The organism is Ruegeria sp. THAF57, assembly GCF_903914075.1.
In the GTDB taxonomy this organism is placed as follows: Bacteria; Pseudomonadota; Alphaproteobacteria; order Rhodobacterales; family Rhodobacteraceae; genus Ruegeria.
The window spans coordinates 458,805-483,833 of record NZ_CAIWNQ010000003.1 but is presented as its reverse complement, the minus strand read 5'-3'; the positions used below and the strand labels follow the sequence as shown (position 1 = coordinate 483,833).

25 protein-coding genes are annotated in these 25,029 nt (G+C 58.2%); 8 read left to right on the top strand and 17 right to left on the bottom strand.

The features are described 5' to 3' along the window. Positions 1–32: 32 nt before the first annotated feature. Both RUESEDTHA_RS10280 and RUESEDTHA_RS10275 read right to left on the bottom strand, forming a co-directional pair. A complete protein-coding gene (locus RUESEDTHA_RS10280; protein ID WP_171122116.1) occupies positions 33–362 on the bottom strand; it encodes a sarcosine oxidase subunit delta in 330 nt (109 codons plus the stop codon). A 76-nt stretch (positions 363–438) separates the two neighbouring features. After that, positions 439–1,683: a sarcosine oxidase subunit beta family protein gene (locus RUESEDTHA_RS10275; RefSeq protein ID WP_180886643.1), complete on the bottom strand. Its 1,245-nt coding sequence runs from the start codon at positions 1,681–1,683 to the stop codon at positions 439–441. Positions 1,684–1,879: 196 nt separating this feature from the next. Between RUESEDTHA_RS10275 and ccmI the strand changes: the two genes are divergently transcribed. From ccmI to RUESEDTHA_RS10260, 3 genes are read left to right on the top strand one after another with little or no spacing between them, the layout of a single operon-like run. Next, positions 1,880–3,109: a c-type cytochrome biogenesis protein CcmI gene (gene ccmI / locus RUESEDTHA_RS10270; RefSeq protein ID WP_180886642.1), complete on the top strand. Its 1,230-nt coding sequence runs from the start codon at positions 1,880–1,882 to the stop codon at positions 3,107–3,109. Next, on the top strand, positions 3,106–3,570 hold the full coding sequence (ruvX, locus tag RUESEDTHA_RS10265) for a Holliday junction resolvase RuvX (RefSeq protein WP_180886641.1): 465 nt from the start codon (positions 3,106–3,108) through the stop codon (positions 3,568–3,570). Before ccmI ends, ruvX begins: the two co-directional genes overlap by 4 nt. Before the next feature lie 15 nt (positions 3,571–3,585). Further along, a complete protein-coding gene (locus RUESEDTHA_RS10260; protein ID WP_180886640.1) occupies positions 3,586–3,819 on the top strand; it encodes a DUF1289 domain-containing protein in 234 nt (77 codons plus the stop codon). Between the two features lie 256 nt (positions 3,820–4,075). Here RUESEDTHA_RS10260 and RUESEDTHA_RS10255 read toward each other — a convergent pair whose 3' ends face one another. From RUESEDTHA_RS10255 to dusA, 4 genes are read right to left on the bottom strand one after another with little or no spacing between them, the layout of a single operon-like run. After that, the gene (locus RUESEDTHA_RS10255) at positions 4,076–4,804 is read right to left on the bottom strand and encodes an STAS/SEC14 domain-containing protein (protein WP_180886639.1); all 729 of its coding nucleotides are present in this window, start codon (positions 4,802–4,804) and stop codon (positions 4,076–4,078) included. Positions 4,805–4,838: 34 nt separating this feature from the next. Next, the gene (locus RUESEDTHA_RS10250; RefSeq protein WP_180886638.1) at positions 4,839–5,621 is read right to left on the bottom strand and encodes a hypothetical protein; all 783 of its coding nucleotides are present in this window, start codon (positions 5,619–5,621) and stop codon (positions 4,839–4,841) included. Beyond that, positions 5,618–6,442 (bottom strand): sulfite exporter TauE/SafE family protein, encoded by an 825-nt coding sequence (locus tag RUESEDTHA_RS10245; protein ID WP_180886637.1) that lies wholly within the window; start codon positions 6,440–6,442, stop codon positions 5,618–5,620. The genes RUESEDTHA_RS10250 and RUESEDTHA_RS10245 overlap by 4 nt, the downstream gene beginning before the upstream one ends. A 31-nt stretch (positions 6,443–6,473) precedes the next feature. Beyond that, positions 6,474–7,478, bottom strand: coding sequence for a tRNA dihydrouridine(20/20a) synthase DusA (dusA, locus tag RUESEDTHA_RS10240; RefSeq protein ID WP_180886636.1), 1,005 nt, complete (start codon positions 7,476–7,478; stop codon positions 6,474–6,476). A 643-nt stretch (positions 7,479–8,121) separates the two neighbouring features. Between dusA and RUESEDTHA_RS10235 the strand changes: the two genes are divergently transcribed. Continuing rightward, positions 8,122–9,120 (top strand): LacI family DNA-binding transcriptional regulator, encoded by a 999-nt coding sequence (locus RUESEDTHA_RS10235; RefSeq protein WP_180886635.1) that lies wholly within the window; start codon positions 8,122–8,124, stop codon positions 9,118–9,120. Here the strand turns inward: RUESEDTHA_RS10235 and RUESEDTHA_RS10230 are convergent, their stop codons facing one another. Together RUESEDTHA_RS10230 and RUESEDTHA_RS10225 are read right to left on the bottom strand one after the other, a co-directional pair. Then, positions 9,121–10,254 (bottom strand): Gfo/Idh/MocA family protein, encoded by a 1,134-nt coding sequence (locus RUESEDTHA_RS10230; RefSeq protein ID WP_180886634.1) that lies wholly within the window; start codon positions 10,252–10,254, stop codon positions 9,121–9,123. 40 nt (positions 10,255–10,294) lie between these two features. After that, entirely contained in the window at positions 10,295–11,398 is a 1,104-nt protein-coding gene (locus RUESEDTHA_RS10225) for a Gfo/Idh/MocA family protein (protein WP_180886633.1), read from the bottom strand. A 115-nt stretch (positions 11,399–11,513) separates the two neighbouring features. Between RUESEDTHA_RS10225 and iolC the strand changes: the two genes are divergently transcribed. The 3 genes from iolC to RUESEDTHA_RS10210 are packed head-to-tail and all read left to right on the top strand — an operon-like array spanning position 11,514 to position 14,176. Continuing rightward, positions 11,514–12,494: a 5-dehydro-2-deoxygluconokinase gene (iolC, locus tag RUESEDTHA_RS10220; RefSeq protein WP_180886632.1), complete on the top strand. Its 981-nt coding sequence runs from the start codon at positions 11,514–11,516 to the stop codon at positions 12,492–12,494. A 9-nt stretch (positions 12,495–12,503) separates the two neighbouring features. Then, on the top strand, positions 12,504–13,340 hold the full coding sequence (locus RUESEDTHA_RS10215) for a 5-deoxy-glucuronate isomerase (RefSeq protein WP_180886631.1): 837 nt from the start codon (positions 12,504–12,506) through the stop codon (positions 13,338–13,340). After that, the gene (locus RUESEDTHA_RS10210) at positions 13,337–14,176 is read left to right on the top strand and encodes a class II fructose-bisphosphate aldolase (RefSeq protein WP_180886630.1); all 840 of its coding nucleotides are present in this window, start codon (positions 13,337–13,339) and stop codon (positions 14,174–14,176) included. The genes RUESEDTHA_RS10215 and RUESEDTHA_RS10210 overlap by 4 nt, the downstream gene beginning before the upstream one ends. A 25-nt stretch (positions 14,177–14,201) precedes the next feature. Here RUESEDTHA_RS10210 and iolB read toward each other — a convergent pair whose 3' ends face one another. The 9 genes from iolB to RUESEDTHA_RS10165 all read right to left on the bottom strand — a co-directional run bounded on the left by iolB (position 14,202) and on the right by RUESEDTHA_RS10165 (position 23,969). Then, positions 14,202–15,008, bottom strand: a complete 807-nt coding sequence (gene iolB, locus RUESEDTHA_RS10205; RefSeq protein WP_180886629.1) for a 5-deoxy-glucuronate isomerase — start codon at positions 15,006–15,008, stop codon at positions 14,202–14,204. 47 nt (positions 15,009–15,055) lie between these two features. Continuing rightward, a complete protein-coding gene (locus RUESEDTHA_RS10200) occupies positions 15,056–16,237 on the bottom strand; it encodes a phytanoyl-CoA dioxygenase family protein (protein ID WP_180886628.1) in 1,182 nt (393 codons plus the stop codon). A gap of 50 nt (positions 16,238–16,287) precedes the next feature. Further along, positions 16,288–17,187: a myo-inosose-2 dehydratase gene (gene iolE / locus RUESEDTHA_RS10195; protein ID WP_180886627.1), complete on the bottom strand. Its 900-nt coding sequence runs from the start codon at positions 17,185–17,187 to the stop codon at positions 16,288–16,290. Next, positions 17,184–19,016, bottom strand: a complete 1,833-nt coding sequence (gene iolD / locus RUESEDTHA_RS10190) for a 3D-(3,5/4)-trihydroxycyclohexane-1,2-dione acylhydrolase (decyclizing) (protein WP_180886626.1) — start codon at positions 19,014–19,016, stop codon at positions 17,184–17,186. The genes iolE and iolD overlap by 4 nt, the downstream gene beginning before the upstream one ends. A gap of 84 nt (positions 19,017–19,100) precedes the next feature. Continuing rightward, on the bottom strand, positions 19,101–19,919 hold the full coding sequence (locus RUESEDTHA_RS10185) for an ATP-binding cassette domain-containing protein (RefSeq protein WP_170466954.1): 819 nt from the start codon (positions 19,917–19,919) through the stop codon (positions 19,101–19,103). Between the two features lies 1 nt (position 19,920). Then, the gene (locus tag RUESEDTHA_RS10180) at positions 19,921–21,042 is read right to left on the bottom strand and encodes an ABC transporter permease (protein WP_180886625.1); all 1,122 of its coding nucleotides are present in this window, start codon (positions 21,040–21,042) and stop codon (positions 19,921–19,923) included. An 81-nt stretch (positions 21,043–21,123) separates the two neighbouring features. Then, a complete protein-coding gene (locus RUESEDTHA_RS10175) occupies positions 21,124–22,065 on the bottom strand; it encodes a sugar ABC transporter substrate-binding protein (RefSeq protein WP_170427125.1) in 942 nt (313 codons plus the stop codon). Between the two features lie 124 nt (positions 22,066–22,189). After that, a complete protein-coding gene (iolG, locus tag RUESEDTHA_RS10170) occupies positions 22,190–23,203 on the bottom strand; it encodes an inositol 2-dehydrogenase (protein WP_180886624.1) in 1,014 nt (337 codons plus the stop codon). A 250-nt stretch (positions 23,204–23,453) separates the two neighbouring features. Next, positions 23,454–23,969 carry a DUF4114 domain-containing protein gene (locus RUESEDTHA_RS10165; RefSeq protein ID WP_180886623.1) on the bottom strand — a complete coding sequence of 172 codons (516 nt, stop codon included), beginning with the start codon at positions 23,967–23,969 and terminating at the stop codon, positions 23,454–23,456. Between the two features lie 391 nt (positions 23,970–24,360). Between RUESEDTHA_RS10165 and RUESEDTHA_RS10160 the strand changes: the two genes are divergently transcribed. Continuing rightward, complete coding sequence (locus RUESEDTHA_RS10160; RefSeq protein ID WP_180886622.1) at positions 24,361–24,666, top strand: hypothetical protein; 306 nt, start codon at positions 24,361–24,363, stop codon at positions 24,664–24,666. The last annotated feature ends 363 nt before the right edge of the window (positions 24,667–25,029 follow it).

The window sequence follows — 25,029 nt, the reverse complement described above, 5'->3', positions numbered from 1 at the left end:
TTCGCAGGCGAAGTTATTATTGGCTGGGCGGATCATTCGAACTCTCTCCAGGTCCAGCCGGGACGCTTGGCGGTGATGGCGTCCTTGATCTCTTGCGGCGGTTCAGACACCTGCGCCGAATAGGTTCCGAACACCTCAAGAGTGTTTGTGCAGCGCGCCGCGTGGAACCATTTGCCACAGCCATTTGCATGGCGCCAGCGTTCCAAGTGAACGCCCTTGGGGTTTTCTCGCATGAACAGGTAGTCGTGGAAATCATCATCCGACGAGCCGGGACCAAAGCGCTTTAGGTGCGCTTCGCCGCCAGCGGCCAGTTCGGTTTCTTCGGCATCGACGCCGCAATAGGGGCAATTCAGGATCAGCATGTGTTCATCCTTTTGTCGGTCGGTCGGCAGATGGGCCGACCAGTATTCTGTGTTGTGGTCACCTCGGACAGTGCCCTTAGTGCGCCACCCCGGCGGCAACGCTTTCGTCGATAAAGCGGCCCTCTTTGAAACGATCCAGCGTGAAGGCTTCGGTCAGCGGTGAATGACCTGTGGCCATCAGTTGCGCCATGCCCCAACCCGATCCCGGAATGGCCTTGAAGCCGCCGGTGCCCCAGCCCGCATTGATGAAGCAGCCCTGCAGAGGCGTCTTGGACAGGATTGGCGAGCGGTCGCCGGTCATGTCCACGATCCCGCCCCATTGGCGCAGCATCTTAAGGCGCGAGATCATCGGGAAAGTTTCGACCAACGCCCGCACGGTTTCCTCGATATGGTGGAACGAACCGCGTTGGGTGAAGTTGTTATAGGCGTCGGTGCCGCCGCCGATCACCATCTCACCCTTGTCGGATTGCGACATATAGCCGTGAACGGTGTTGGCCATCACAACCACATCCATGCAGGGTTTGATCGGCTCAGACACCAGCGCTTGCAGCGCCACAGCCTCAAGCGGCAGACGGAAACCGGCCATCTCAGCTAGTTGACCGGAATGGCCCGCGACCACAATACCCAGTTTTTCACAGTCGATCGCACCTTTGGTGGTATCAACGCCAACCACGCGGCCATTGTCCGACCGCACCCCGGTAACTTCGCATTGCTGGATGATGTCCATGCCCATGGCCGAACACGCGCGGGCATAGCCCCAGGCCACCGCATCGTGGCGCGCGGTGCCACCGCGTTCCTGCCACAGACCGCCCAGAACCGGATAACGCGGACCATCCAGATTGATGATCGGGACCAACTGTTTAACGCGCTCAGGCCCAATCCACTCGGTTTTTACGCCTTGCAGAGCATTTGCGTGTGCCGTGCGCTGATAACCGCGAATTTCGTGCTGGGTCTGTGCCAGCATGATCACGCCGCGCGGGCTGAACATAACGTTATAGTTCAGGTCCTGACTCAGGTCCTCATACAAGCCGCGCGCTTTCTCATACAGCGCCGCCGAAGGATCTTGCAGATAGTTTGACCGGATAATGGTTGTGTTCCGGCCGGTATTGCCACCGCCTAGCCAGCCCTTTTCGATCACGGCTACATTCTGGATGCCGTAGTTCTTGCCCAGGTAATACGCGGTAGCCAGACCATGACCACCAGCGCCAACGATAATGACGTCGTATTTCTTCTTGGGCTCGGGCGAACGCCAGGCGCGCTCCCATCCGGTGTGATAGCGCAGCGCTTCGCGCGCCACAGCAAAGGCTGAATAGTGTTTCATAAGCGAATCCATCCGGTTCGGTGATTGGCCAAAGATATGCCGTGTAACGACAATAGTCCCCTGCCACGCAACGCCGTAATATCGCACTATTGCGACATAGCCCCAATTATTGCGACATGAAGTCTGTTCGCGGCCATTTGTCCCTTTTTTCTGGCCGTGCAGAGGTCTAAGTCAGAGCAGCCATCTTGGAGATACAATGACCTTCTGGGCCCTTATAATTCTGACAGCTTTGCTGATCACGTTGTTTCTTGGCTACTCGATGCTGCGCGGACAAAAAACGCGCGAGCCGGCCGCGGCATACGACCTGCGCGTTTATCGCGAACAGCTTGCCAGCGTTGATCGCGATTTGGCCAGAGGAGTAATCGCTCAGGCCGACGCGGAACGCGTCCGCACGGAAATTTCGCGACGCATTTTGGCAGCCGACGCACAGATGCAGAAACAAACGACGCAAAGCGGCGCACCCCGCTGGGCCACGGGTGTTGCGATTGTCGTGGTGGCAGCCGTGCTGGTTGGCGGCGGCGCGTGGATGTATCGACAGACAGGGGCCGCCGGGCTGCCCGACCAGCCCTTGGCGCAACGCATAGAAAGAGCCGAGGTTTTGCGCGCAGAACGTCCCAGCCAATCTGAGTTCGAAGCGGATTTGCCATCTGCACCCCGGCCACAGTTGGACGAAAGCTATGCCACCTTGTTGCAACAATTGCGCGACACCGTGGCGGAACGGCCCGATGACCTGCAGGGTCATGTTCTTTTGGCGCAGCACGAGTCGAATGCAGGAAACTTTTCTGCGGCCTACAAGGCGCAGGAGCGCGTCATTGAGCTGTCTGGTTCGACGGCGTCGGCAGACGCCTATTCACACTTGGCCGAAATGATGATTCTGGCCGCAAATGGATATGTCTCGCCCGAGGCGGAAGAGGCGCTGAGACAAGCCCTGTCCCGCGATCCCCGGCACGGCCCGGCGCAGTATTACTTGGGGCAAATGATGGCACAGCTAGGGCGCCCGGATATCGCTTACCGCATATGGGTGGACACCCTGAGGGATTCCCCAGCAGGGGCACCTTGGGCCGATGCCATTCGCGCGCAACTGGATGATCTGGCGTTTCGGGCAGGCGTCTTCAATCCTCCGGACATCCCTTCTGCTTCAACGCCTTCAGGCCCCAGTCAGGATGATATCGACGCAGCCGCGGAACTGTCCGTCGAAGAGCGTCAGGAGATGATCCGCGGGATGATCGACCAGCTGTCGGATCGATTGGCAACCGAGGGCGGCGCGCCCGAAGAATGGGCGCGATTGATCAATGCCCTCGGCGTAGTCGGAGATCGGGACCGCGCGGTGGCCATCTATGAAGAATCTCTGTCCGTTTTCGCGGATAACGAAGGCGCGCTACAAGCACTTTCCGCCGCTGCTCAACGAGCCGGAATTTTGCAATGATCCACGACGTATTCGAAGACTTTGCCGCGTCACTGCCCCCCATGACCGCCCTGATGGGGCTTGATCTGGGGGAAAAGACCATCGGTGTCGCGGTGTCCGACCGAATGCGCGGTGTTGCCAGCCCGCTGGAAACCGTGCGGCGAAAGAAATTCACGCTGGATTCTGCCCGGCTGCTGGAACTTATCGCAGACCGCGAAATTGGCGGGCTTTTGCTGGGGCTGCCCAAGAACATGGACGGTTCGGAAGGTCCGCGTTGCCAATCCACACGTGCATTTGCGCGAAACATGGCGCGTTTGACGGATATCCCCATCGGGTTTTGGGATGAACGCCTCAGCACAGTTGCGGCAGAAAAAGCACTGTTAGAGGCGGATACGACACGAAAACGTCGCGGACAGGTTATTGATCACGTCGCTGCTGGTTATATCTTGCAAGGAGCGCTGGATAGGCTGCGCTTTCTTTAGGATCGGAATACGCCAATGACGAACATGGTTTGGAAAAGGAATGAGGTCGAAAGCCCTTGTATCCAGATCTGCGTCGTGCACCCGACCGAGCGTATCTGTACCGGATGCTACCGCACCATCGACGAAATCTCGCGCTGGTCCAAGATGGACAGCTCGGAACGCGCCGAGATCATGGAGGCCCTGCCCGCACGCAAGCCTCAACTTGCCAAACGCCGCGGCGGTCGCTCGGCCCGATTGAACAAATCCTGAAACTGCCCGCTTGGTCTAGCTGAGCCTGCGCTGCCGCGGGTCGGTCTGAACTTCGAGGGGGTAAAGTCCAGCGACGTGTGTCGGGTGTGTGGCAACCCGCAGCAGCGCTCTTCAGCTTTGTTGTTTTCCCGCAGTGGTATCACGGCAAAACACCAGCAACATAGGCCGTTGTTGACTCATCAATCAACAAAAATAAGAACACAATACGTCTTACTGAACGTCAAAAGACATAGCGGTTCGAACTGGTTGAATTCTGCTACCCAGCCGACAGCCAGGACTTGGCGTTTTGATACTCTTCCGACGGGAAAAACTGCGTCCTCGCCCCCAGAATATGACTGGCGACCCTTTGCGCCAGATGCTGCCAGGCCTTGTCGCCAACAATGGCGGCCCGGTCGAGCATACCAACATGCCCGCGCGCAAGACGGAAATGTGCCGCTAATGCGGTTAATCCCTGCCACCCGTCAAATTCCCGCAGGTCGATCAGCAAACGAAAACCGTCCTTGGCGCTGAGTAAAGCGTCCAGGTTCGCCTCGGCCTTCTGATATTCCTCTGGATCCAGCTTGCCCAACAGACTGATCTGCACGCAGGGACCGCCCAAATCGGTCACATGGATCGAGCCAAGCGACTCGCGCATCCAACGTCGGGCAGATTCGATCTCGGAAAGCTCAAACACCTGCATCGGGCATGGCATGATCGGGGCGGCAAACCGAACGCTCGTCTGCACCCACCCCTGATCGGCCACCACCGCAATACGGTCAAACCCGCGCCAATGGCTTAGTCCCAGTTTGGTGTCCGACCAGGCGGCTCCGATGTCGTATCCCTTGAATTCCGGCTGAACTACGGCCATCAGACGGACCGTGTCATGCTCGGCCAACGCTGCTTCGATAGCTGGAATAAGCGTGTCATTGTAATCGCTGCTGGTGATTTCGCCCGACAATTCAACTTCGATCAAGGCACCATCTGAATTCGTATGGATCGTCATCATCGAAAAACCTCCTAACCTGAACAATGACCGGAGGTTACGGGGATTCTATCCAAGCGGCTACACCATCAGTGAATTCGGGGCGAAAATAGGCGATCATCCGTCCATCCGGGCCTGCCGATGCGCTGTCAGGCCATGGCGCTACGCCGTGCAGACAGTGACGATGCAGCAGATAAGCCTCGCCCGGCTTGGCAGGCAGTTCGATACGGGGGCACATCTCGAACACCTCGCGGCGGGCGGCCTGGTAGATGTCAGTGATATCGACTTCGTGCATTGTTTCTTTCGGCGCTTCTTGCAACGCCTTGGCAAACGCGGGCCCCAGAATTCTATGGCTGCCCTCCCACAGGACCATGGGCGACGCGTTATCACTGACCTCGGTCAGGGGAATACCAAGAATCCAGGCATGTGGCTCATCCACACGCCGCCGACGATCGGGGCCCGTTGGACGCAGCCCATCCACATGGGCGGCATCCCGGTTCAACCTGTACCGACCAGCCGCCTCACTTTCACCGCGCCGTGGACGGGGGTAGCCGGGATAGATGACCGAAACCTGTCCCTTGTGCAGTGGCAAGTCGCCGTAATGTTGACGGATGAAATCCATGGCAGCCCCGGACAGATCCCCGGACTGACCGACCCTGCCCTGTTCGTCATTATCCAGCGCATCCACACCGATGAACCACGTGCCTTCACAATCCAGCCACTCGGCATGGGCAGGGTCCGAAGTCGTGGCTCGGGCGGCGGGAAGGGCATGCTTCACCCAATCCGCAAGGGTCGAATCAAAAGGGAATTTCACCCAACCCGATTGCCAAAAATCACTCATAGTCCCAGTGCTTTACGCAGCATATTCAGGGCGACAAGTGTCAGAAACACGGCGAATACTCGTTTCAGAGGTTTCGGGTCCATCGCGTGCGCCAGTTTCACCCCCCAGGGGGCCGTGATCATTGTCATGGCAACAACGATCGCAAAGGCCACAAGATTGACCGCACCGATCGTCAGCGGGGGCCGATGCTCGGGCGCGATATCAAGAAACAGGAACCCAAGAACAGACGGAACTGCGATGATGACACCAAACCCGGCTGCCGTTGCCACGGCACGGTGAATGGGCGTGTTGAACAGGCTCATCAGCGGAACGCCGAAACTGCCCCCGCCGATCCCCATCAACACGGACAGAAACCCGACGCTGGGCGACAGAACGGCCCGGCGGACACCTTTGGGCATGGCATCACCCAGCCGCCATTCAGACTTGCCAAGTCCCAGATAGGCGCCAATGACCATCCCAAGAACACCAAACAAAGCCTGAAGCGCTTCGGTCCGCAGCGCCGACGCCACCATCACGCCAATGACGGCACCCATGGCGATCCCCGGCCCCCAGCCACGCAGGATATCCCAGTCCACGGCACCTTTCTTGTTATGCGCCAGAACCGAGCGGATCGACGTCACGATGATCGTCGCCAATGAGGTCGCCAGACACAATTGCATCAACTGCGGCCCACCATACCCGAGCGTTTGAAAAGCATAGAAAAAGGCGGGGACCAGAACGATGCCGCCCCCCACGCCAAGCAATCCGGCCAGCACACCGGCCAGCGCCCCGATCACAAGCAAAAGGCCCAACATCTGGGCCAGCAACATCGTCTCGGGCATTCTTCCCCCATACCGGCTTAATCGCCGTATCCTAGTTCACCACCGCCTCGGCCAAAGGCGCAACGCGCTCGAGCGCCTGCAACATAACCTCGGGCCCAGCCCCCTCATGCACCGCGCCTTCGGACAAAGCTCGCCGCCAAGCCCGTGCACCGGGACGCCCGGCAAAGAGGCCCAACATATGACGCGTGATTTGGTGCAAACGGCCACCTTCGGCAAGGTGCCGCTCGACATAGGGCACCATTTTTTGAACGACATCAACCGGATCAGCCACTTGGCCCGACCCAAAGATTAGATGATCTGCCCCGGCCAGAATCTCGGTAGGCTGGTGATACGCCGCCCGCCCGATCATGACCCCATCCAGCCCAGCATCCAGATGGGCCTGCGCTTGCTCCAGCGTGGCAATCCCACCGTTGATCGAGATGTGAAGCGCGTTGAATTCCGCCTTCATGCGGTGGACGAGATCATAGTCCAGCGGTGGAATATCCCTATTTTCCTTAGGGCTAAGCCCCTGCAACCACGCCTTGCGCGCGTGGATCGTCACGCGTTTGCAGCCTGCATCATGGATGGCGGTCAAAAATTCGGGCAGGACCTCTTCCGGGTTTTGTTCATCGACCCCGATCCGACACTTGACCGTGACTTCGACATCGACCGCTTCTTGCATCGCGGCCACGCACTCCGCGACGCGATCTGGGTCTTTCATCAGCACGGCACCGAACGTGCCGGACTGCACCCGATCCGAGGGGCAGCCGCAATTCAGGTTGATTTCATCATACCCTACCTCAGCGCCCAAACGCGCGGCCATTGCCAGTTCCTGCGGGTCAGACCCACCAAGTTGAAGCGCAACGGGATGCTCTTGCGGGTTGTAGTCCAGCAAATGCAACGCCCCACCACGCACCAACGCCGGGGCGGTGACCATCTCTGTGTACAACAAGGTCTGAGAACTAAGCATCCGATGCAGGTAACGGCAATGCCGATCGGTCCAGTCCATCATGGGTGCAACCGATAATTTTGCACGATACTTTAAAGGTTTAGTCATGCTTTGACAGTCCGTTTTGACCCAAAATTGCACACATATTGCACACGGCTTGTAAATTCCTTGCATGTGGTTTGATTTCAACTGCACAGGAATTGCACACCGTGGCCACTATCACACGTTTGCCCTCTGGGAAATACCGCGCCCAAGTGCGCAAGAAAGGCGTATACAAGGCGCGGACCTTTGACCGCAAGACCGATGCTAACGCTTGGTCTGTTGACGTAGAGCGGGCGATCCTCCCCCATCAGCAGGTAGTGACGGCTCCGCCTCCGCTGCAAACGCGCTACTGCCCTTTCTGAACTAAGAGGTTGAGTATGAGACAAGACACACTTGCAGTGTTGCAGGAATTTATCGACTGTGAGAGTGCCAAGCTATTGGCAACGCATGACATCTTTCAAAAGGGTGTTGGCGGCGGCAGTGGAAAACAACACTTTGATGTACGAGCGGATCGGGATAGATCGCTTCGTTTACACCGAAGATGTCGGGAGTTCGAGTCTCTCATCACCCACCAGTCTCCCAATGAACAGCGGTACCCAGCGTCTTTGCGCCAGCGCATTGCAACCGATTGCAAGTCCGATGCAATAGTGCATAGTGCTTTCACCATGAATTCACGAGTTAGCCTTACCCCGAACCGAGGGTGCCAATCATGGCTGTGACCCTAAAGGACGTGGCCGCATTGGCCGGTGTTTCGCGGTCCGCCGTTTCCAGAACATTCACCGAAGGTGCGTCCGTTTCCGCCAAGACACGCAGCAAGGTTGAAAAGGCCGCGAAAGAGCTGGGGTACAGCCCAAATGCGCTAGCCTCCTCGCTCACGACTGGGCGCACCAAACTGATCGGCTTGATTTCCAATAACTTTCACAACCCTATCTTCCTTGAGGTGTTCGACCAGTTCACGCGAGCATTGCAGGAACGAGGTCTGCGCCCCCTCATCGTAAATTTGACCGATGAAAGGGAACCGGCCAATTCGGTCCGGATGCTGCGGCAATATTCGGTCGATGCCGCGATCGTTGCTTCCTCCACTTTGCCTCCCAGTTTTGCCAAGGCCTTTCACGACGCCGGAGTTCCCGTCGTGCACACTTTTGGGCGCTCGGCGACCTCACCCGAGGTGCATGTGGTTGGGATCGATAACGTCGAATGCGGTCGTATGGCTGCCCGCGAACTGCGCGCGCGCGGCTACAAGCGGATCGGATATCTGGGCGGGCCCAAAGATGCGACCTCTGCGATGGACCGATTTCGCGGCTTCATGGAAGAGGTCGAGAGACACCCCGTTCTTGAAGTATCTCACTCGTTCGCAGGCGCATATTCATTTGAGGCCGGACGTGAGGAGATGCTGAGGCTGTTGAAGGATAATCCGGCAGAAGGGTACTTCTGCGGTGATGACATTCTGTCCATCGGCGCCTTGTCCGCCCTTTCGGATCATGGCCTGAAGCCTGGCAAGGACGTCGGAGTAATCGGCTTGAACGACATGGAGATGTCGCGATGGGAGAGCGTAAACCTGACGACGATTCACCAGCCGATCAAACAAATCATCACATCGTCGGTCGATCTGGTCGAAGAGATGCTGAAAGACCCGGACCGCTATCCCGAGGCGCGGATCTTTCCCTGTCGTGTGATCGAGCGGGGCACTCTGCGACCCCGCCTCTGATCAACGGAACATCGGCGGGCGGGCGTCCGTCCAGGCTCCGTCTGCCTTGGACGAGGCGACCGCGGCATGGACCGCCGCAATGGAACGAACCCCATCGGACGGCGTGGGCAGACCGTCCCGGACCTTTCCCAAAATCGCGTCGGCCAGATCGCAATAGATATTTGCAACCGCCAGAGGGAACCCTTCCGGATGCGCGATAGCGACCCGGGATAGGCGCTGCGCTTCGTCATGCAACCCGCCTTCGCCTTTTTCGATGATCTGCGTACGGCCACCCACCGGGGTATAGATCAACTGATTGGGCTGCTCGGACGCCCAGCGAAGGCCGCCGGTTTCACCAAACACCTGAATGTCAAAGCCGTGCTGGCGACCGATAGCCACTGACGAAGTCCACAACCGTCCAACCGCGCCGCCTTCGGTGCGGAAGTTTACCATCGCGTCATCTTCCAGTTCGCGGCTTGAGATTGTCGATGCCATGTCGGCGGACAGGCTTTTGACTTCGTCATCACTGATAAAGCAGGCCATGTGCAGCGCGTGAATGCCGCAATCGGCGAACTGCCCCGACACGCCTGCCATGGCGGGATCGTAACGCCAACGGACACGAGGATTATCCGCGTCGGTGGCATCGCCGTGGTGGCCGTGGCTGAAATTGGTCACAACCAGTCGGACTTTACCGATATCCCCTGCTCGCACCATTGCTCGGGCCTGTCGGACCATCGGATAAGCGGAGTAACAGTAATTCACCGCGCAAATCGTGCCCGAGGCTTCGGCCACGCGCACGATCTCTTCCCCCTCTTCCACCGTCATGGTCATAGGTTTTTCACACAGGACATTGAACCCGGCTTCAAGAAACGCCTTTGTGATTTCGAAATGGGTCGAATTCGGCGTGGCGATCGTCACCAGATCAATTCGGTCCTCCCGGTCCTTTTCACCCGCCAGCATCTCTTGCCAGTCGCCATAAGCACGATCCGCAGCGATGCCCAGCCTTTGGGCGTATTTACGACCGGCATCGGGCCGATGATCCAGCGCGCCAGCGGCGAATTCGAACATCCCGTCGGCCAGTGCGCCCAAACGGTGCGCAGGGCCGATCTGGCTGCCTTCGCCACCACCAATCATTCCCCATTTCAGCTTTGCCATGGTTCTTGTCTCTCTTTGGTGTTTTCGTTGTGTTCAGCGCTCAGAAGTCGCCAATTTGTCGCCACTGCCGCTGCTCGGATGATGCCAAAGCCGCAGCCAGAACACGGTTAACCTCGTGCCCGTCACGGAACGTTGGCCAGATCGCTTTTCCGGTATGAATTGCCTCAAGGAAATCCTTGGCTTCGATGATGATCTGGTCCTGATACCCGGTTCCATGTCCAGGTCCTTGACAGAACGGCTCATAGTCCGGGTGGGCGGGGCCTGTTAGGATTTTGGTAAAACCTCTTTCCGCCTCAGGCCCTTCTCGACGATAGAGCCACAGGGCATTCTGATCCTCCTGATCGAACCGGATAGCACCATTTGTGCCTGATATTTCATAGGCATAACCCATCTTTCGGCCCGTAGAAATCCGACTGACGTAAATATTCCCCATCGCGCCATTTGCGAAACGGCACATGATCTGAGCGTGGTCATCATTTGTCACAGGACCGCCAGGACGCTCGTGGTGAACGGTTTCGACCTCGGCCATAACCTCGACAATCGGCCCGATCAGGGCCGTGGCGCCATTGACCATGTGGGGGGCCAAATCGCCGATTGTTCCGTTGGCCATTCCAGTCGTGCGCCAAGTCGCCGGAGCTTCGGGATCGGCATAAAAATCCTCGGTATGCTCGCCGCGGAACCAGGTGATGTCCCCCAGCTCTCCCTGCGCAATCAACTGGCGCGCAAACTGGGTTGCCGGGGTCCGGACATAGTTGAACCCGACCATGTTGGTGACACCTGCTGCCTCAGCCGCTGCGACCATGGCTTGACCATCCTCCAGCGATGAACCGAGTGGCTTTTCACACAAAACCGGCTTGCCCAGGGCGAACGCCGCGTCAGCAATCTGACGATGCGTTGTTTGCGGCGAGGCAATCACGACGGCCTCGACCGCCGGGTCATTGACCAGCGCGCGCCAATCCTCGGTCGACCGTCGGAAGCCATAGGCTGCACGATACCGCTCGGCGCTTTCCGGGCTGGACGCGCAAATCACCTCAAGACGCGGTCGAAGCACAGTGTTGAATACCGCGCCGACGGCAGACATCGCGACCGAATGAGCCTTGCCCATATAGCCGCCACCAACGATTCCAATTCCGATTTCAGGCATCTGTCTCGGCTCCGAACAATGTATTTGCAACCGGTTGCAAAATCAGTATCGTGTGAATCGATTCAACGCAAGGACCAACGATCCTCGCCAGCCCCTTTTTGCCGGAGGTAACGACGTGAACGCTTTGATAGACGGTATCAAAGGAAACCGGTTTGCGGTCTTTGGCCGTGCTGGCATGGACCTTTATGCCGATCCTGTTGGCGTCAAAAGCGAAGACGCCGACACGTTCCACGCGGATCTGGGCGGGTCATCGGCGAACATCTGCGCCGGGCTTGTCAAACTGGGCAGTCAGGCGTCGCTGATCACTTCGGTCTCGGATGATGCTGTGGGCCGGTTCTGTTTGAACAAGCTGGCGCAATACGGCGTTGATACGTCGTACATCCGGGTCGTCGGTGGCGAATACCGCATGTCGCTAGCCGTCTACGAAAGCCGGATCGAGAATTTTCAGAATGTCATCTACCGCAACGGTGCCGTCGACTTCCAGGTGACCGAAGATGATATGGACAAGGTCGACTACGACAAGTTCTCAGCGGTGATCTCTGCTGGAACGGTGTTCGCCTCGGAACCTTCGCGCAGCGCCACGTTTCGCGCTTTCGACAACGCCCGCAAGGCGGGATTGCCGGTCATATTCGACATTGACTACCGCCCGTACAGCTGGCCATCCCCCGAAGTCGCAGCTGAGGTCCTGTCGCGTGCAGGCGAGGCCAGCGATTTGATCGTCGGCAATGACGAAGAGTTCGGATTCATGGCCGGAGGCATCGACAAGGGCTTGAACAAGGCAAAGGAACTGGCCGCAAAACCGGGCCGGATCGTTATTTACAAGATGGGCGAAAAAGGCGCAGTCACGTTTGCCGACGGGCAAGAAATCGAAACCGGCATCTATCCGGTTACAGCCGTGAAACCCAACGGCGCAGGTGACAGCTTTATGGCTGGCTTGTTGGCCTCAATTGCAGCGGGCAGCGAGCTGGAAGAAGCCGTTATGCGCGGCTCGGCCTGCGCATCAATCGTCGTATCAAAACCCGGGTGCGCCCCGGCCATGCCAACATCGCCGGAACTGGACGCGTTTCTCGCCTCTCACCCCGGCCCTACGACATAGGAGACTTCCATGCATATCGCGCCCTATGACAATCAGAATAACCCCATCGTCGATGCCGATGACCCTACTGTACCGCTGAATTACTTCAACATCGTCAAACTGAAAAACGGCGAGGCGTTCGAGTATCAGGTGCCGGGCTATGAGACCTGCATCGTTCCCGCCACCGGCTGTGTAGACGTTGACGTCGAAGGCGTACACTTCGCCAAGCTTGGCAACCGCGGCGAAGACGTTTGGGACGGTGAGCCGGAAGGCGTTTACGTTCCTGTCGGCGCCAAGGTCCAATTGGTCTGCGTGTCGGACGAGACGGAAGTGTTTATTGCAGGTGCCAAATACGACAAGTTGCTGGATCCCTTCGATGTGCGCGAACATGACTTGGTTCAATACGGCAGCGACGACACTAAAACTCATCGCAAGATCAAGCACATCCTCGGCCAGAAACAGCACGACAAGGTTGGCCGTCTACTGGTCAGTGAACTCTTCACCGTTGGCCAAGGCGGTTGGTCCGGCTTCCCCAGCCATAAGCACGACACAAACCGTCTGCCGGACGAAACCCGTCACGACGAGACCTACAACTTCCGCTTCAAACCCAATTGGGGCTCGGGCCTGCAAATGTTGCAGCGCGAGGACAACGAGCCGGGCGACGCCTATCACATCGTCGACGGCTCAACGATCTGCATCGACAAGGGCTACCACCCCTGTTGCGTGCTGCCCGGGTACGAGATGTATTACTTCACCATCCTCGGCGGCCTGACACAGCGCTCTCTGGTCCAGTTTTTCCAGCCCACCCATGCCTATCAGGTCGAAACGATCCCGGGCATCAAAGACATGATTGCCAAGTTCAAATGACACTGGTCACCCTGAAAGACGTCCTGACCCCGGCGTATGAACAAGGTTATGCCGTGGGTGGCCTTGTCACCCTTGGGTGGGAAGATATGCGCGCCTATGTGGCCGCAGCTGAAGCCGAAAACGCACCGGTGATCCTGCAAGCGGGCCCAAGCTGCCGCGAGCATACTCCGCTGCCCATTCTGGGTAAGATGTTCCGCCTCCTGGCCGAGAACGCCTCGGTCCCGGTCGTGGCGCATCTGGATCATGGTTACACGTTTGAGGAGTGCAAGATCGCGTTGGACAGCGGGTTCACCTCGCTGATGTACGACGGCTCACGCAAGCCGCTGCAGCAGAACATCGACGAAACCGCCGCAATAGCCGAGATGGCGCATGCGGCCGGTATATCTTGCGAAGGCGAAATCGGGTTCGTGGGCTATTCCGGTGGCGAAGGGTCGAACGGCACAGACCCGGCCGAGGCCGCAAAGTTCGCCCGCGAAAGTGGTGTGGACGCGATGGCAATCTCGGTCGGCAACGTCCACCTGCAGCAAAACAAAGAGGGCGGGCTGGACGAGGCTCGCATTGCGGAAATCGACGCCGCGACCAATGTGCCGTTGGTCATTCACGGCGGTTCTGGCGTTCCGGTCGAACAACGCAGCCGGTTGGCGCGTGAGACATCGATCTGCAAGTTTAACATCGGAACGGAGCTGCGCATGGCATTCGGCCACGCCATGCGCGAGGCGGTTAATCGCGACCCAGAACGGTTCGATCGCGTGACGATCCTGAAAGAAACCCATGACCCGGTCGAGGCCGCAGCGAGAATGGTGATCCGCGCCTTAGGAGCCCCGCCGCAAGGGTAAAGCCCGAGGGCGGGGTCGGTTCAGGTTATCCGTCCCGCTCCATGATCCATTCGACCTCGGGGGCTGGGACGAACCGCCATTTCCGCAGCGGCCCCGCCATGACGTTCAGATAGTACATCTCGAACCCATAAGGCGCGCCGCAGGGATGATGGCCGCGCGGGACGGTCACAACATCTCCGTCCGAAACGGCCATGGTCTCATCCAACTGACCGTCATCGGTATAGACCCGCTGAATGCCAAAACCGTTGGCCGGATTCAGTCGGTGGTAATAGGTCTCTTCCAAATAGGTGATACGTGGATAGTCATCCTCGTCATGGCGGTGGCTGGGGTAGGATGACCAGTGGCCGTTGGGTGTGAAAACTTCGGTCACCAACAGACTGTCGGCGTAATCCTCGGTCTCCATCGCGATGTTGTTGATATAGCGCGTGTTCACGCCCTTTCCCCGTTCCGTCAGGGTGATACCGTCCGGCCCAATCCAGCGTGCTTCGTGGCCGCCTTTGCCCGGCGCAGAACACACGGCTATCACACAATCGGTTTCGGCCACGGCTGTCCAGTCGGTGCCATTCGGAAGGTACAGGCAATGCGGCGGCGTCTTCTCGAACACGTTCATCCGGTCTCCCAGAACACCCCAGTCCTGCCTTGCCCCGGTAATGCTGGCCTTGCCCTCGACCATGACCAGAATGACCTCACGATCGCCAGTTGCCTCGCTGACACTATCCCCTGCCCGCAAATGGTAAAGACCAAACCCGACATAGCGCCACCCGGCACTGGCCGGAGTTATGTCATGCACTTTTCCCCTGCGCCCAAAGGGCTTTTTGAGCAGATCCGACATGTGTTCTCTCCGTATTCGGCGGGCTTGATGGGCCCGCCTGTAGTTCCTCAGGCAGCTTGCCTTGTTTGTAGGGCCGAGAACGCCTCGGCCAGTTGTCCTTCGCTCCATCCTTCGGCCACCGCTCGACGTAGAATATCGGCCTGACTTTCCGGAGCGTTGCCATTGATTGGTGGATCTGTGTCCAGATTGGTCGGGAATGGATAGCCCTCTGCCGTGGCTGCAATAGCAGCTTCCAGCGCGCGACCACTCAGTTCACCACGTTGTTTCAAGGCGACAAGCGAGGGGAACACCGCCTCGGACATGGATCGCCGATCGATGGCTTCCATCGCGCGTCCAAAAGCGGATGAGATTTGCAACAGGTTGGCCATCCGGTCGATATCCATGCTGCGGTTTTCGCCCGCCGCGTGAAACAGCGCGGGGTTGAAGAAAACGGCATCTCCCTTGTCCAGCGGCAACTGAATGCAGGTTTCCTCAAAATGGGCCCGGTGGCTCTCGTCGTGGAACGCAAGGTAGCCCGGCGGGTACAACTGGGAAAAGGGCAACAACTTGGTTGGTCCGCTTTCCACCGGCATATCGCAATGGGCGACCGCGCCCTGCAATGTCAGCGATGCCGTGACCAGATGAGCATGCGCGGGATAATTCGCTGCTCTTTCCGCGCTCTGAAAACCCAGGTGGTAGTCCCTATGCGCCTGTTGTGCCTTGCCGCCCGGACGCACCTGATTGATCTGAGCGGTAACCTGAAAATTTGGCCCCAACCACGCCTCGCACGCCGCCGCAGTCGCCGTGTTCCCGAAATAGAGCGCAAAACCTTCAGGGTCGCGCAGGCACTGCTTTTGCAGCGCATTCCAGATCCGGTCATTCGCGCCAGAGGCGGCGAAGTGATCACCTTCGCCAGCACCGCTTTGACGTTCCTCTACGATGATCTGGCGGAAAACATCGCTGGCGCGGTCGATGACGGATGTATCAGCGAACGCTCCTTTCAGAGCGATCACTCCGGCCCATTTACCCAAAACAAAGCCCCACTCGGCCAACAGAGCTTTGCGCTTGCCTGCGTCCTCCAGCACCGGGCGCAATACGTGCATGTCGTAGATCGGAACATTCTTATCAATCGAGGCGGCATGGGGCACCGCCTCGGCTGCCAGACTCTGCGAGGTCAACACCTTGAATTCATCCAGATCACAGGATTCACGGTCGAAGTAACCAACAAAACCCAATTCCTGATTTACCATGAGACATCTCCCTTTTTCATGGCTTCGGTGTCGCCCCGCGGGGCCGATCATTATGCTTGGACCTCCAATTCTGCTTTCGCGCAGACCTCTAGAATATGCTCGTAGCCCTTCTTAGAGTATTCGTAGGGCGGTGCCTTGGCCGGGTCTTGCTCGGCCTCGACGACGATCCAGCCGTGGTAGTCCATGGATTTCAAAGCGTGCGCCACCGCCTTAAAATCGATGCAACCGTCGCCCGGTACTGTGAACGCGCCCGCGACAACGGCGTCCAAGAAACTGCGGTCGTTTTCGCGCACATCCTGAACAACAGTCGGACGGATGTCCTTGAAATGAACATGATGCACCCGATCGCCCCAACGGTTCAGAGTCGCCATGACATCGCCACCGCCGAACAGCAGGTGGCCGGTGTCAAAGCACAGCTTTACCTCGGGTCCTGATCCTTCCATCAGCCAGTTCACGTCATCCTCGGTCTCGATGATCGTGCCCATGTGGTGGTGGTAGGCCATCGGCATCCCCTGATCGCCCATCCATTTGGCCAGTTCAGTAATCTTGGCGGCATAGGCCAGGACTTCGTCCTTGGACAGTCTGGGGCGGTTGTTGACCGGGGTACCGGCCTGACCCTGAACGGTGTTCGAACATTCGGCATAGACGATACACGGGCTATTCAGGGCCACGAACTGCTCAACCTGTTCGCGCACCGCTTCGCGCTCTGTCGCGGAATCGTTGACCAGTGACGCGCCCGAGCACCACCCGCCGCACAGCGCGATATTATTGCCTTCGAGATAGGCGCGTAACCCTTCGGTACCACTGGGCATACGCTGGCCGCGTTCGACGCCCACATAACCGATCTCACGCGCTTCCTTCAGTGCTTGCTCCATCGTGTAAGCCGCTGTCAGGTCCGGCAAATCATCATTCTGCCAAGCGATCGGAGAAATCCCGATTTTCACGCTCATTTCGTGTTTCTTTCCTTAATCGCCAGCTCATAGGCTGCGCGTTTTTCGTTCACTTCGGGGCGAATGCTGACTTCCGGAACAGCCACTTCCCACCACGTACCGCCGTATTCGGTCGAGGGGTACGGATCAGTGTCGATGACAACCACATAGGGCCCTTTGACATCGCCCCGTTTGGCAAGCGCGCCTTCCAGTTCGGCAACCGAGCTAACCTTGACGGATGTCGCCCCCATCGCCGCCGCGTGGGCCGCGAAATCAATGGCCGAGGGGTTCTCATGCACTGCATGGTCCAGAAGGTTGTTAAACTCGGCTCCGCCAGTGCCCATCTGAAGACGGTTGATGCAGCCAAAGCCACGGTTGTCGGTAATGACTACGGTGAACGATACACCCATCATCGCCGCCGTCGCCATTTCCGAATTCGCCATCATGTAGGTGCCGTCGCCGGTAAAGCAGATCACATCGCGATCCGGTTGAGCCATTTTAATTCCCATTGCTCCGGCAATCTCATAGCCCATGCAGCTAAAGCCGTACTCCATGTGATAAGCACCAGGGCGCGGCGCTTTCCAGAGTTTGTGGAGTTCTCCCGGCATGGTTCCCGCCGCGCACATGACAACTGTATCGTCATATGACGCCCGCTGAACCGCGCCAACAACCTGCATATCTGTTGGAAGCGCGTTTCCGTCGCCCGGCGCATCAGTCAGCTTGTCGACCTTGCCGTACCATTCGGCCTTCAGTGAGTCCGTCACAGGGTTGGCGCGGTACCCCTGCAATGCTGAACCCAATTCCTCCAGCCCAACACGCGCGTCCGATTGCAACGGCATAGCGCCGTGTTTTTCCGCGTCATAGGCAGCCGTATTCAGGCAGATCATCTCGCGTTCCGGATTGGAAAACAGGCCCCAAGACCCGGTGGTGAAGTCTTGCAGGCGAGAGCCAACGGCCAGCACAAGATCCGCCTCGGCGCAGACCGAGTTGGCCGGTTCGCCACCGGTCACGCCTACGGGTCCAAGGTTCAACGGGTGATCCCACGCCAAGGCGGACTTACCAGCCTGCGTTTCCGTAATCGGGATGTTGTGCGTTTCCACGAAACTCTGCAGCGCATCCGTCGCGCCCGAATAGTGCACCCCGCCCCCGGCCACGATGACCGGGCGCTTTGCTGCTTTGATGGCCGCGACAGCGCGGGCCAGTTCGCCTTCATCCGGACGTATGCGGCGCTGATACCAGACACGCGGTTCAAAGAAGCTTTCCGGATAATCGTACGCCTCGGCCTGAACGTCCTGACAGAAAGCCAAAGTCGCCGGCCCACATTCAGCTGGGTCCGTCATCGTGCGGAACGCGCGCGGCAACGCGGTCAGCAGGTGTTCCGGCCGTGAGATGCGATCAAAGTACCGGCTGACTGGTTTGAAGCAATCATTGGCGCTGACCGTTCCGTCGCCAAAACTCTCGATTTGTTGCAGCACAGGATCGGGACCTCGTGTCGCGAAGACATCGCCGGGAATGATCAGAACCGGCAAACGGTTCACATGGGCCAGCGCGGCCGCCGTCACCATATTGGTTGCGCCCGGCCCGATGGACGAGGTTACAGCCATGGCCCGCGTACGTCGCATTTGCTTGGCATAGGCTATGGCACAATGCGCCATGGTTTGTTCATTGTGGCCGCGATAGGTCGGCAGGCTGTCCTTTACGGCATGCAATGCCTCACCCAATCCGGCCACATTGCCGTGACCAAAAATAGCCCAGACACCTGCGATGAATGGCTCTCCGGCCTCATTCATCTGCGCGCCCAGATAGCGGACCAAAGCTTGCGCTGCGGTCAGTCTGATTGTCTTGCCCATTGTGATCCCTTTCAACTTAAGGCCACCCCGGCCAGTCGGTTGAATTCCAGTTTCTTCAATATCTCCGGTCCAAGCGGGAACGCGTCAGACCGTGCCGCCCAAGGACCCTTCCAGCTCGGCCAGCTCCTGACCACCTGCCATCAGGTCCTGCAGTTCCTCGGGCGAGATTTCGCCGCGTTTCGCGGTGCCCAGCGTCTGTCCCCTGTTCAAAACGGTGAAGCGATCGCCGACAGCAAGTGCATGGCGCACGTTGTGGCTGATGAAAACCACACCCACACCCTGGCTGCGCACCTTGTCGATGGTCGCCAGAACGTTGGACGTCTGGCGCACGCCCAACGCCGAAGTCGGTTCGTCCAGGATCAGGATCTTTGCGCCGAAATGCACCGCACGAGCAATTGCAACTGTCTGACGCTCACCACCGGACAAGGTACCTACGGCCTGGTCCGGTCCACGCAGGTTGATGCCCATCTTGCGCATCTCTTCCATGGTGATTTCATCGGCCAGCTTCTTGTCGAAGAAATTGATCCCGGCGACCTTGCGCGTGGGTTCGTTGCCCATGAAAAAATTCCGACTGACACTCATCAGTGGGATCATCGCCAGGTGCTGGTGTACCGTTGCGATCCCAGCTGCAATGGCGTCACGCGGGTCCTCGAAATGCATGGGCTTGTCTTCGAAGAAGATCTCACCCGCTGTTGGTTTGTGGACTCCGGACATGGTCTTGATGAAGGTCGATTTGCCCGCACCATTGTCGCCCAGCAGACAGTGACACTCTCCCGGTTTCAGATCAAAGCTGACACCAGCAAGGGCGATCACAGAGCCAAAGTGTTTCTGAATGTCTACCATCCGAATGATCGGTTTCTGGTCCTGCGCGTCGCCGTGATGGAATTTGGTATCTTCGGTCATCTCAGCGTTCTCCCGTGATGATGCGACGGATGTAGGTGTTCAGGATTACGGCGCCCAGCAGGATCACGCCAAGGAACACCCGGAACAGCGAGCTTTCGACCCCTGCAAAGAACAGTCCCTGCTGAACCACACCAAAGATCAGCGCCCCGAGAGCCGCACCCAGAACCGAGCCATAGCCGCCGGTCAGCAACGCGCCGCCGATCACCACCGCGATAATGGCCTCGAACTCTTTGAGCAGACCACGGTCTGCACCGGCCGAGCCGAACTCCATCACCTGACAGGTCGCGAAGACGGTCGCACAGAAGGCGGTAAACATGAACATCAGCACCTTGACCCGGTTCACAGGAACACCCGAGTTCCTTGCGGCCTCGGCGTCTCCGCCTGAGGCAAATATCCAGTTTCCGAATTTGGTCTTGGTCAGCAGCACATGGCCAAAGATGATGATCACCAGTGCCCAAATCAGCAGCATCGGAATACCGTCGACCACAGGCTGACCTTGACGCGTACCGCGTTCAAAGGTTTCGATCAGGCCGTTGTCACCGAGCCAGACGAAAAAGCCCTGCCCAACTTTGCCGCCGAACACCGACGCCAGCCAGTCGCCCTCGGCCACGTCGCGGATACCGCCGATGATGGTTTTCCGCTCGATGGTCTGAGGCAGGTAGATGGTGAAGCCGCGCAGAATGAACAGGAAAGCCAACGTCACAATAAAACTGGGCAGGCCGGTACGCACGACAATGTACCCGTTGACCGCCCCGATCGATACGCAAAGCGCGAAGGTTACAATAATGGCCATCCAGACCGGCCAGCTGAGCGTGACGGAAAAGATCGCGATCATCATGCCTGCAAAGCCGATCATCGAACCAACGGACAAATCAAATTCGCCCGCGATCATCAACAAACACGCACCTACGGCAATGATCATGAACTGAGCAGAGACCACGGACCAGTTCATCACACCCTGAGCGGTGAACATGCCGCTATCAAAGGCGAACAGCAGGAAAAACGTGAACACTGCCACCGTGCCGACCATGCCACCCAATTCCGGGCGGATCAGGGCTCGGCGCAGGGGTGAGATCTCTTTGATCCGCTCGTCGCCGCTTGCGGTTTGCGCTGACCCAGCCATTGTTGCCTCCTTCGCGCTTCGTTCTGAATGCTTGTATAATGGGGTGCGGACACACATCCGGCGTCCGCACCGTTTTAAAGATCAGCGGTATTCGCCCGCGAATTCTTCGATCTTTTCCAACCCGTCTGCGGTCACAAAACCGGGACCCGAGTTGATGTTGTTGCCCGGCAGAACACCGTAACGGTGGTAGTTAGCCATCACGACAACCGGCAGGTAAGCCTGCAGGAAGGGCTGCTGGTCGATGCCCCACTGGATCACGCCGCTTTTGATGCCTTTGACGATCTCGCCACCCAAGTCAAAGGTGCCAAAGTAGATGTCACCGGCCATGCCGTTTTCTTCCAGCGCCAGAATGGTCGGGTCCGCCGAGGTCGGGCCAAGCGTCAGAACTGCTTCTGTTTCAGGGTTGGCCGACAGATAGGCAAGAACACGGTTTTTAATCTCGGCCGGGTCCTGACCCGCGTCGATCATCTGCTCGCCCAACTCGATACCCAGACCGTCGGCAAAGCCCTGGCAACGTTCCTGGCTGGACGGCTGCACGATGTAATGGTTCACACACAGGAAGGATCCGATGCCATCGTCCTTGGCGCGCTGACCTGCAGCGAAACCGGCATCATATTCCGGCTGACCCACATACATCAGCGCGCCAACTTCACGCGCCTTTTCCGGCGTCCCGGTGTTCATGATGATGACGTCGATGCCAGAATCCACGGCCGCCTTGATCGGGCCTTCCAGGATGTCCGGGTCGGCCAGAGTGGTGATGATGCCGTTTGGTCCCGAAGCTGCGGCCTGATCAATGATCCGCGCCATGTCTGCAAGGTCACCGGTGGGCGGGTTGCGGTATTCAACCTCAACGCCCATTTGCTCGCCCGCCAAGGCGATGCCGTTTTTGATGGTGTTCCACCAGCTGTCACTGTCCGGGGCGTGGCTGATCAGAATGTACTTCTCGCCCTCCGCTGCCGCGCCTGTGGCACCGGCGAATGCGACAGCGCTGGCCATCAGAACCCCTTTTACGAACGTTTTCATTTCCATTCCTCCCAATAGAACTGTCAATCGTATTGTCTGGGCTTCAGCCCCAGTCATTCGGCCTTGGCCGAATCTCCTCCGCCCCCAAGTGAACCGGGGCTATGTTCAGTTTCAGGAAATCCGATCATTTTGCAACCGGTTTCAAAACATCACTCATCATCACCGGCGTTCCGGAGCGCGCCGAACGGGTCGCAGCTTCGGCCATCGCCAGTGCTGCGACGCCGTCTTCCAGAGTAACCGGCATATCCGACCCGCCTTGTACGGCATCAACAAATGCACTCCATTCTGTCAGGTAAGCAGTCATGTAACGTTCCAGGAAAAAGTAGGTCGGCTTGGCACCGACAACACCATCCGCCGTCGACTTCACCACCGAGTTTTCCAGGATGTTGTGCGCCTGAAGCAGCCCCTTTGACCCCAACAGCTCAACCCGCTGGTCGTAACCGTACACGGCACGTCTGGAATTCTTGATTACAGCGACCCTTCCATCTGCGTAAGTCATTGTAACAACAGCGGTATCATAGTCCCCCGCCTGACCAATCTCAGGGTCCACAACTGATGTTCCGACAGCTGAAATCATTCTGGGCAACTGCCCCATCAGATAGTTTGCCATGTCGAAATCGTGGATCATCATATCCCGAAACAAACCGCCCGACACTTTGACGTAGTTGATAGGTGGCGGGGCCGGGTCAAAGGACGTGATCGACAGCAGTTCCGCCTTGCCGATCTCTCCTGCCTCGAACGAGGCTTTTAGTGCCGCGAAATTTGGATCAAACCGACGGTTGAACCCGACCATAACCGGCCGACCGGTTTCCGATGCGTTTGTCTGACACGCAATAGCCCGATTCAGGTCCAAATCGACGGGTTTTTCGCAAAGTACGGCTTTTCCCGCGCGAGTCGCCGCCTCGATGAGGTCGGAATGCGTGTCGGTGGGCGTGGCAATCAAAACCGCATCGATGGAAGCATCCGCGATGATGTTTTCTGAACTGCGTGTTTCGGCCTGATATTCTCCCGCCAGACTTTCCGCCGCTTCGGGAACGGCATCTGACACCGCAGCCAATACGCTTTTAGGATGCTCATTGATGGCTTGCGCATGTACCCGGCCAATCCGTCCGGCCCCTAACAATCCGATCTTGAGCATGCGGCTTCTCCGAATCCAGTCTTCGCGCGCAGCATGTTTCTCTTTGCAACCGGTTGCAACATTTTTTTTCGTCAACCTGGGAAAGTTGCGAGGGATCGCCTTGTCCTCAGCGGCCTTCAACAGTTGGGCAGGCACGCAGCCCGCGCTTGATTGTGTTGTGTCTTGGGGAATATGAACTCAGAACGAAGCCGAAATCTTCTTCGGCTTTATCATCCTGTCGTTGATTTACTTGCGCCCGCTATGCGCCAGATTAAACGGCGTCCGCCTCAACACGGGTATCGAAGAAGACAACATCTTCGAAATCAAAGCCCCCGGTACCGGTCAGATCTTCGAATCCGATGATCATTGCCTCACCGCCCCTTGCGGTTCCGGGCAGCGCGTGTTGCTGATCATCGGTGTTCCATATCGCTTTTTCCGAGTGAACGGTGGTAACGCCTGCCGAATCCCCGCTCGCCGTCAGAGCAAAGTCGAATTCATCATCCACGTCGGCCAAGCCGCCGTTACTGGCGATGAAACCAAGATCATCGGCATCAGACAAATCTGCCGCCCGCGCGGCCCCATTCTGAACAACGAAGAACCCAAGACGATTTCCGTTAACCGCACTGTCCGCAACACGGACTCCGGGCGCAAAGCCCGGCAGGAAGTTCGCGCAGTTGGCGACCGTGTTTCCATCCTTGGTAAAGACAAAACCGTCACCATCCGCCTGCGCATCGCCCAGCAGGATTGTCAAATCCGTATCGCCATCGCCGTCTGTGTCAACTTCCAAGTCCGAGTTGCTGTTGAACCGGATGTTCGAGCGGCAGACCTCGATCCCTTCGATGACAAGCGATTTGCTAGCCTCAAACCCGCGACGACATCCCGATCTAACTCTTCCGGGGTCCCGCTGACCGTTTCTGAGGCGCCAAAGAACACGGTCTCTAACAACGATGTCGACCCGGGACCATCCGCTGGTTCTATCGGTTCAGGTGCGACGACCACTGGTTCTGAAGGTGTCTCTGATACGCCGACAGTATCAAGCTGCACCGCAGCTGAGTGACGCGCAACATTCTAAGTGACAATGATGGGGAGGGCCTCGCGTCGAACCACGGCTCTGGGAGCGGACGAAGACGTCGATGCGCCAGTGTCTGAGGATGACAGCGCAGATGAGGTAGACCTCGATGAGCCGCGGACACGGTGAGCTGCAGCGCAGGCTCCTTACTGCTCTTGAGGCAGCAGGACGCCCAATGGCGACGAACGATCTGATCGCTGCCGTAGCAGATTTGAAACCGATCGTGTCCTGGGGTGTGGCAATCACCCATTGCGCGCCTCCGTCCGTCGCCAGAAACGTTCGCAAGGCGCTGCACTATCTGAGCAAGGATGGCACGCCGACCTACCGCGTCAGCCCGCCGAACCGGCTCTGGATGCGCCCTGCACAGGCTGCACGTTTCGTTAGTCAAAATAGAATGGAGGCAAGACCGACATGAATAAGTTCGAAAACTAAGACGGCAAGACAGGGTCGCTGCGCGGCAGCAGCCTGACTGAGCCGCGCGGCCCGAACATTTCACAGCAGTGCGACCCGGAAGATGAGAACGTCAATGCAAGCATAACCACGGTAATCAGCCACACCTACAAAGGTCCGAGCATCAGCGAAGACGACATCCGCGCCATGATGGCGGAAGAAGAGCCTCCGCGCCCACGCCGCAATCGGAAGAAAGACAAATGAAGCCGTTCTCAAACCCCGGTGGGATGAGCGGTAGCCTCAGGAACCAACGCGGCGCAGGCCGTGCGCCCTGGCGGACGGGCGCACCGGAGCCCTATCCGGCCGATCCGAACGGGAAGCCGCTCAG

Coding starts and splice junctions, on each gene's coding strand:
- iolG (WP_180886624.1), bottom strand. CDS start 23,203: ATGCTCAAGATCGGATTGTTAGGGGCCGGACGGATTGGCCGGGTACAT.
- RUESEDTHA_RS10235 (WP_180886635.1), top strand. CDS start 8,122: ATGGCTGTGACCCTAAAGGACGTGGCCGCATTGGCCGGTGTTTCGCGG.
- RUESEDTHA_RS10260 (WP_180886640.1), top strand. CDS start 3,586: ATGACGAACATGGTTTGGAAAAGGAATGAGGTCGAAAGCCCTTGTATC.
- ccmI (WP_180886642.1), top strand. CDS start 1,880: ATGACCTTCTGGGCCCTTATAATTCTGACAGCTTTGCTGATCACGTTG.
- RUESEDTHA_RS10275 (WP_180886643.1), bottom strand. CDS start 1,683: ATGAAACACTATTCAGCCTTTGCTGTGGCGCGCGAAGCGCTGCGCTAT.
- RUESEDTHA_RS10180 (WP_180886625.1), bottom strand. CDS start 21,042: ATGGCTGGGTCAGCGCAAACCGCAAGCGGCGACGAGCGGATCAAAGAG.
- RUESEDTHA_RS10255 (WP_180886639.1), bottom strand. CDS start 4,804: ATGATGACGATCCATACGAATTCAGATGGTGCCTTGATCGAAGTTGAA.
- RUESEDTHA_RS10280 (WP_171122116.1), bottom strand. CDS start 362: ATGCTGATCCTGAATTGCCCCTATTGCGGCGTCGATGCCGAAGAAACC.
- RUESEDTHA_RS10185 (WP_170466954.1), bottom strand. CDS start 19,919: ATGACCGAAGATACCAAATTCCATCACGGCGACGCGCAGGACCAGAAA.
- RUESEDTHA_RS10210 (WP_180886630.1), top strand. CDS start 13,337: ATGACACTGGTCACCCTGAAAGACGTCCTGACCCCGGCGTATGAACAA.
- RUESEDTHA_RS10250 (WP_180886638.1), bottom strand. CDS start 5,621: ATGAGTGATTTTTGGCAATCGGGTTGGGTGAAATTCCCTTTTGATTCG.
- iolE (WP_180886627.1), bottom strand. CDS start 17,187: ATGAGCGTGAAAATCGGGATTTCTCCGATCGCTTGGCAGAATGATGAT.
- iolB (WP_180886629.1), bottom strand. CDS start 15,008: ATGTCGGATCTGCTCAAAAAGCCCTTTGGGCGCAGGGGAAAAGTGCAT.
- RUESEDTHA_RS10245 (WP_180886637.1), bottom strand. CDS start 6,442: ATGCCCGAGACGATGTTGCTGGCCCAGATGTTGGGCCTTTTGCTTGTG.
- ruvX (WP_180886641.1), top strand. CDS start 3,106: ATGATCCACGACGTATTCGAAGACTTTGCCGCGTCACTGCCCCCCATG.
- dusA (WP_180886636.1), bottom strand. CDS start 7,478: ATGACTAAACCTTTAAAGTATCGTGCAAAATTATCGGTTGCACCCATG.
- RUESEDTHA_RS10230 (WP_180886634.1), bottom strand. CDS start 10,254: ATGGCAAAGCTGAAATGGGGAATGATTGGTGGTGGCGAAGGCAGCCAG.
- iolD (WP_180886626.1), bottom strand. CDS start 19,016: ATGGGCAAGACAATCAGACTGACCGCAGCGCAAGCTTTGGTCCGCTAT.
- RUESEDTHA_RS10225 (WP_180886633.1), bottom strand. CDS start 11,398: ATGCCTGAAATCGGAATTGGAATCGTTGGTGGCGGCTATATGGGCAAG.
- RUESEDTHA_RS10215 (WP_180886631.1), top strand. CDS start 12,504: ATGCATATCGCGCCCTATGACAATCAGAATAACCCCATCGTCGATGCC.
- RUESEDTHA_RS10175 (WP_170427125.1), bottom strand. CDS start 22,065: ATGAAAACGTTCGTAAAAGGGGTTCTGATGGCCAGCGCTGTCGCATTC.
- RUESEDTHA_RS10160 (WP_180886622.1), top strand. CDS start 24,361: ATGAGCCGCGGACACGGTGAGCTGCAGCGCAGGCTCCTTACTGCTCTT.
- RUESEDTHA_RS10200 (WP_180886628.1), bottom strand. CDS start 16,237: ATGGTAAATCAGGAATTGGGTTTTGTTGGTTACTTCGACCGTGAATCC.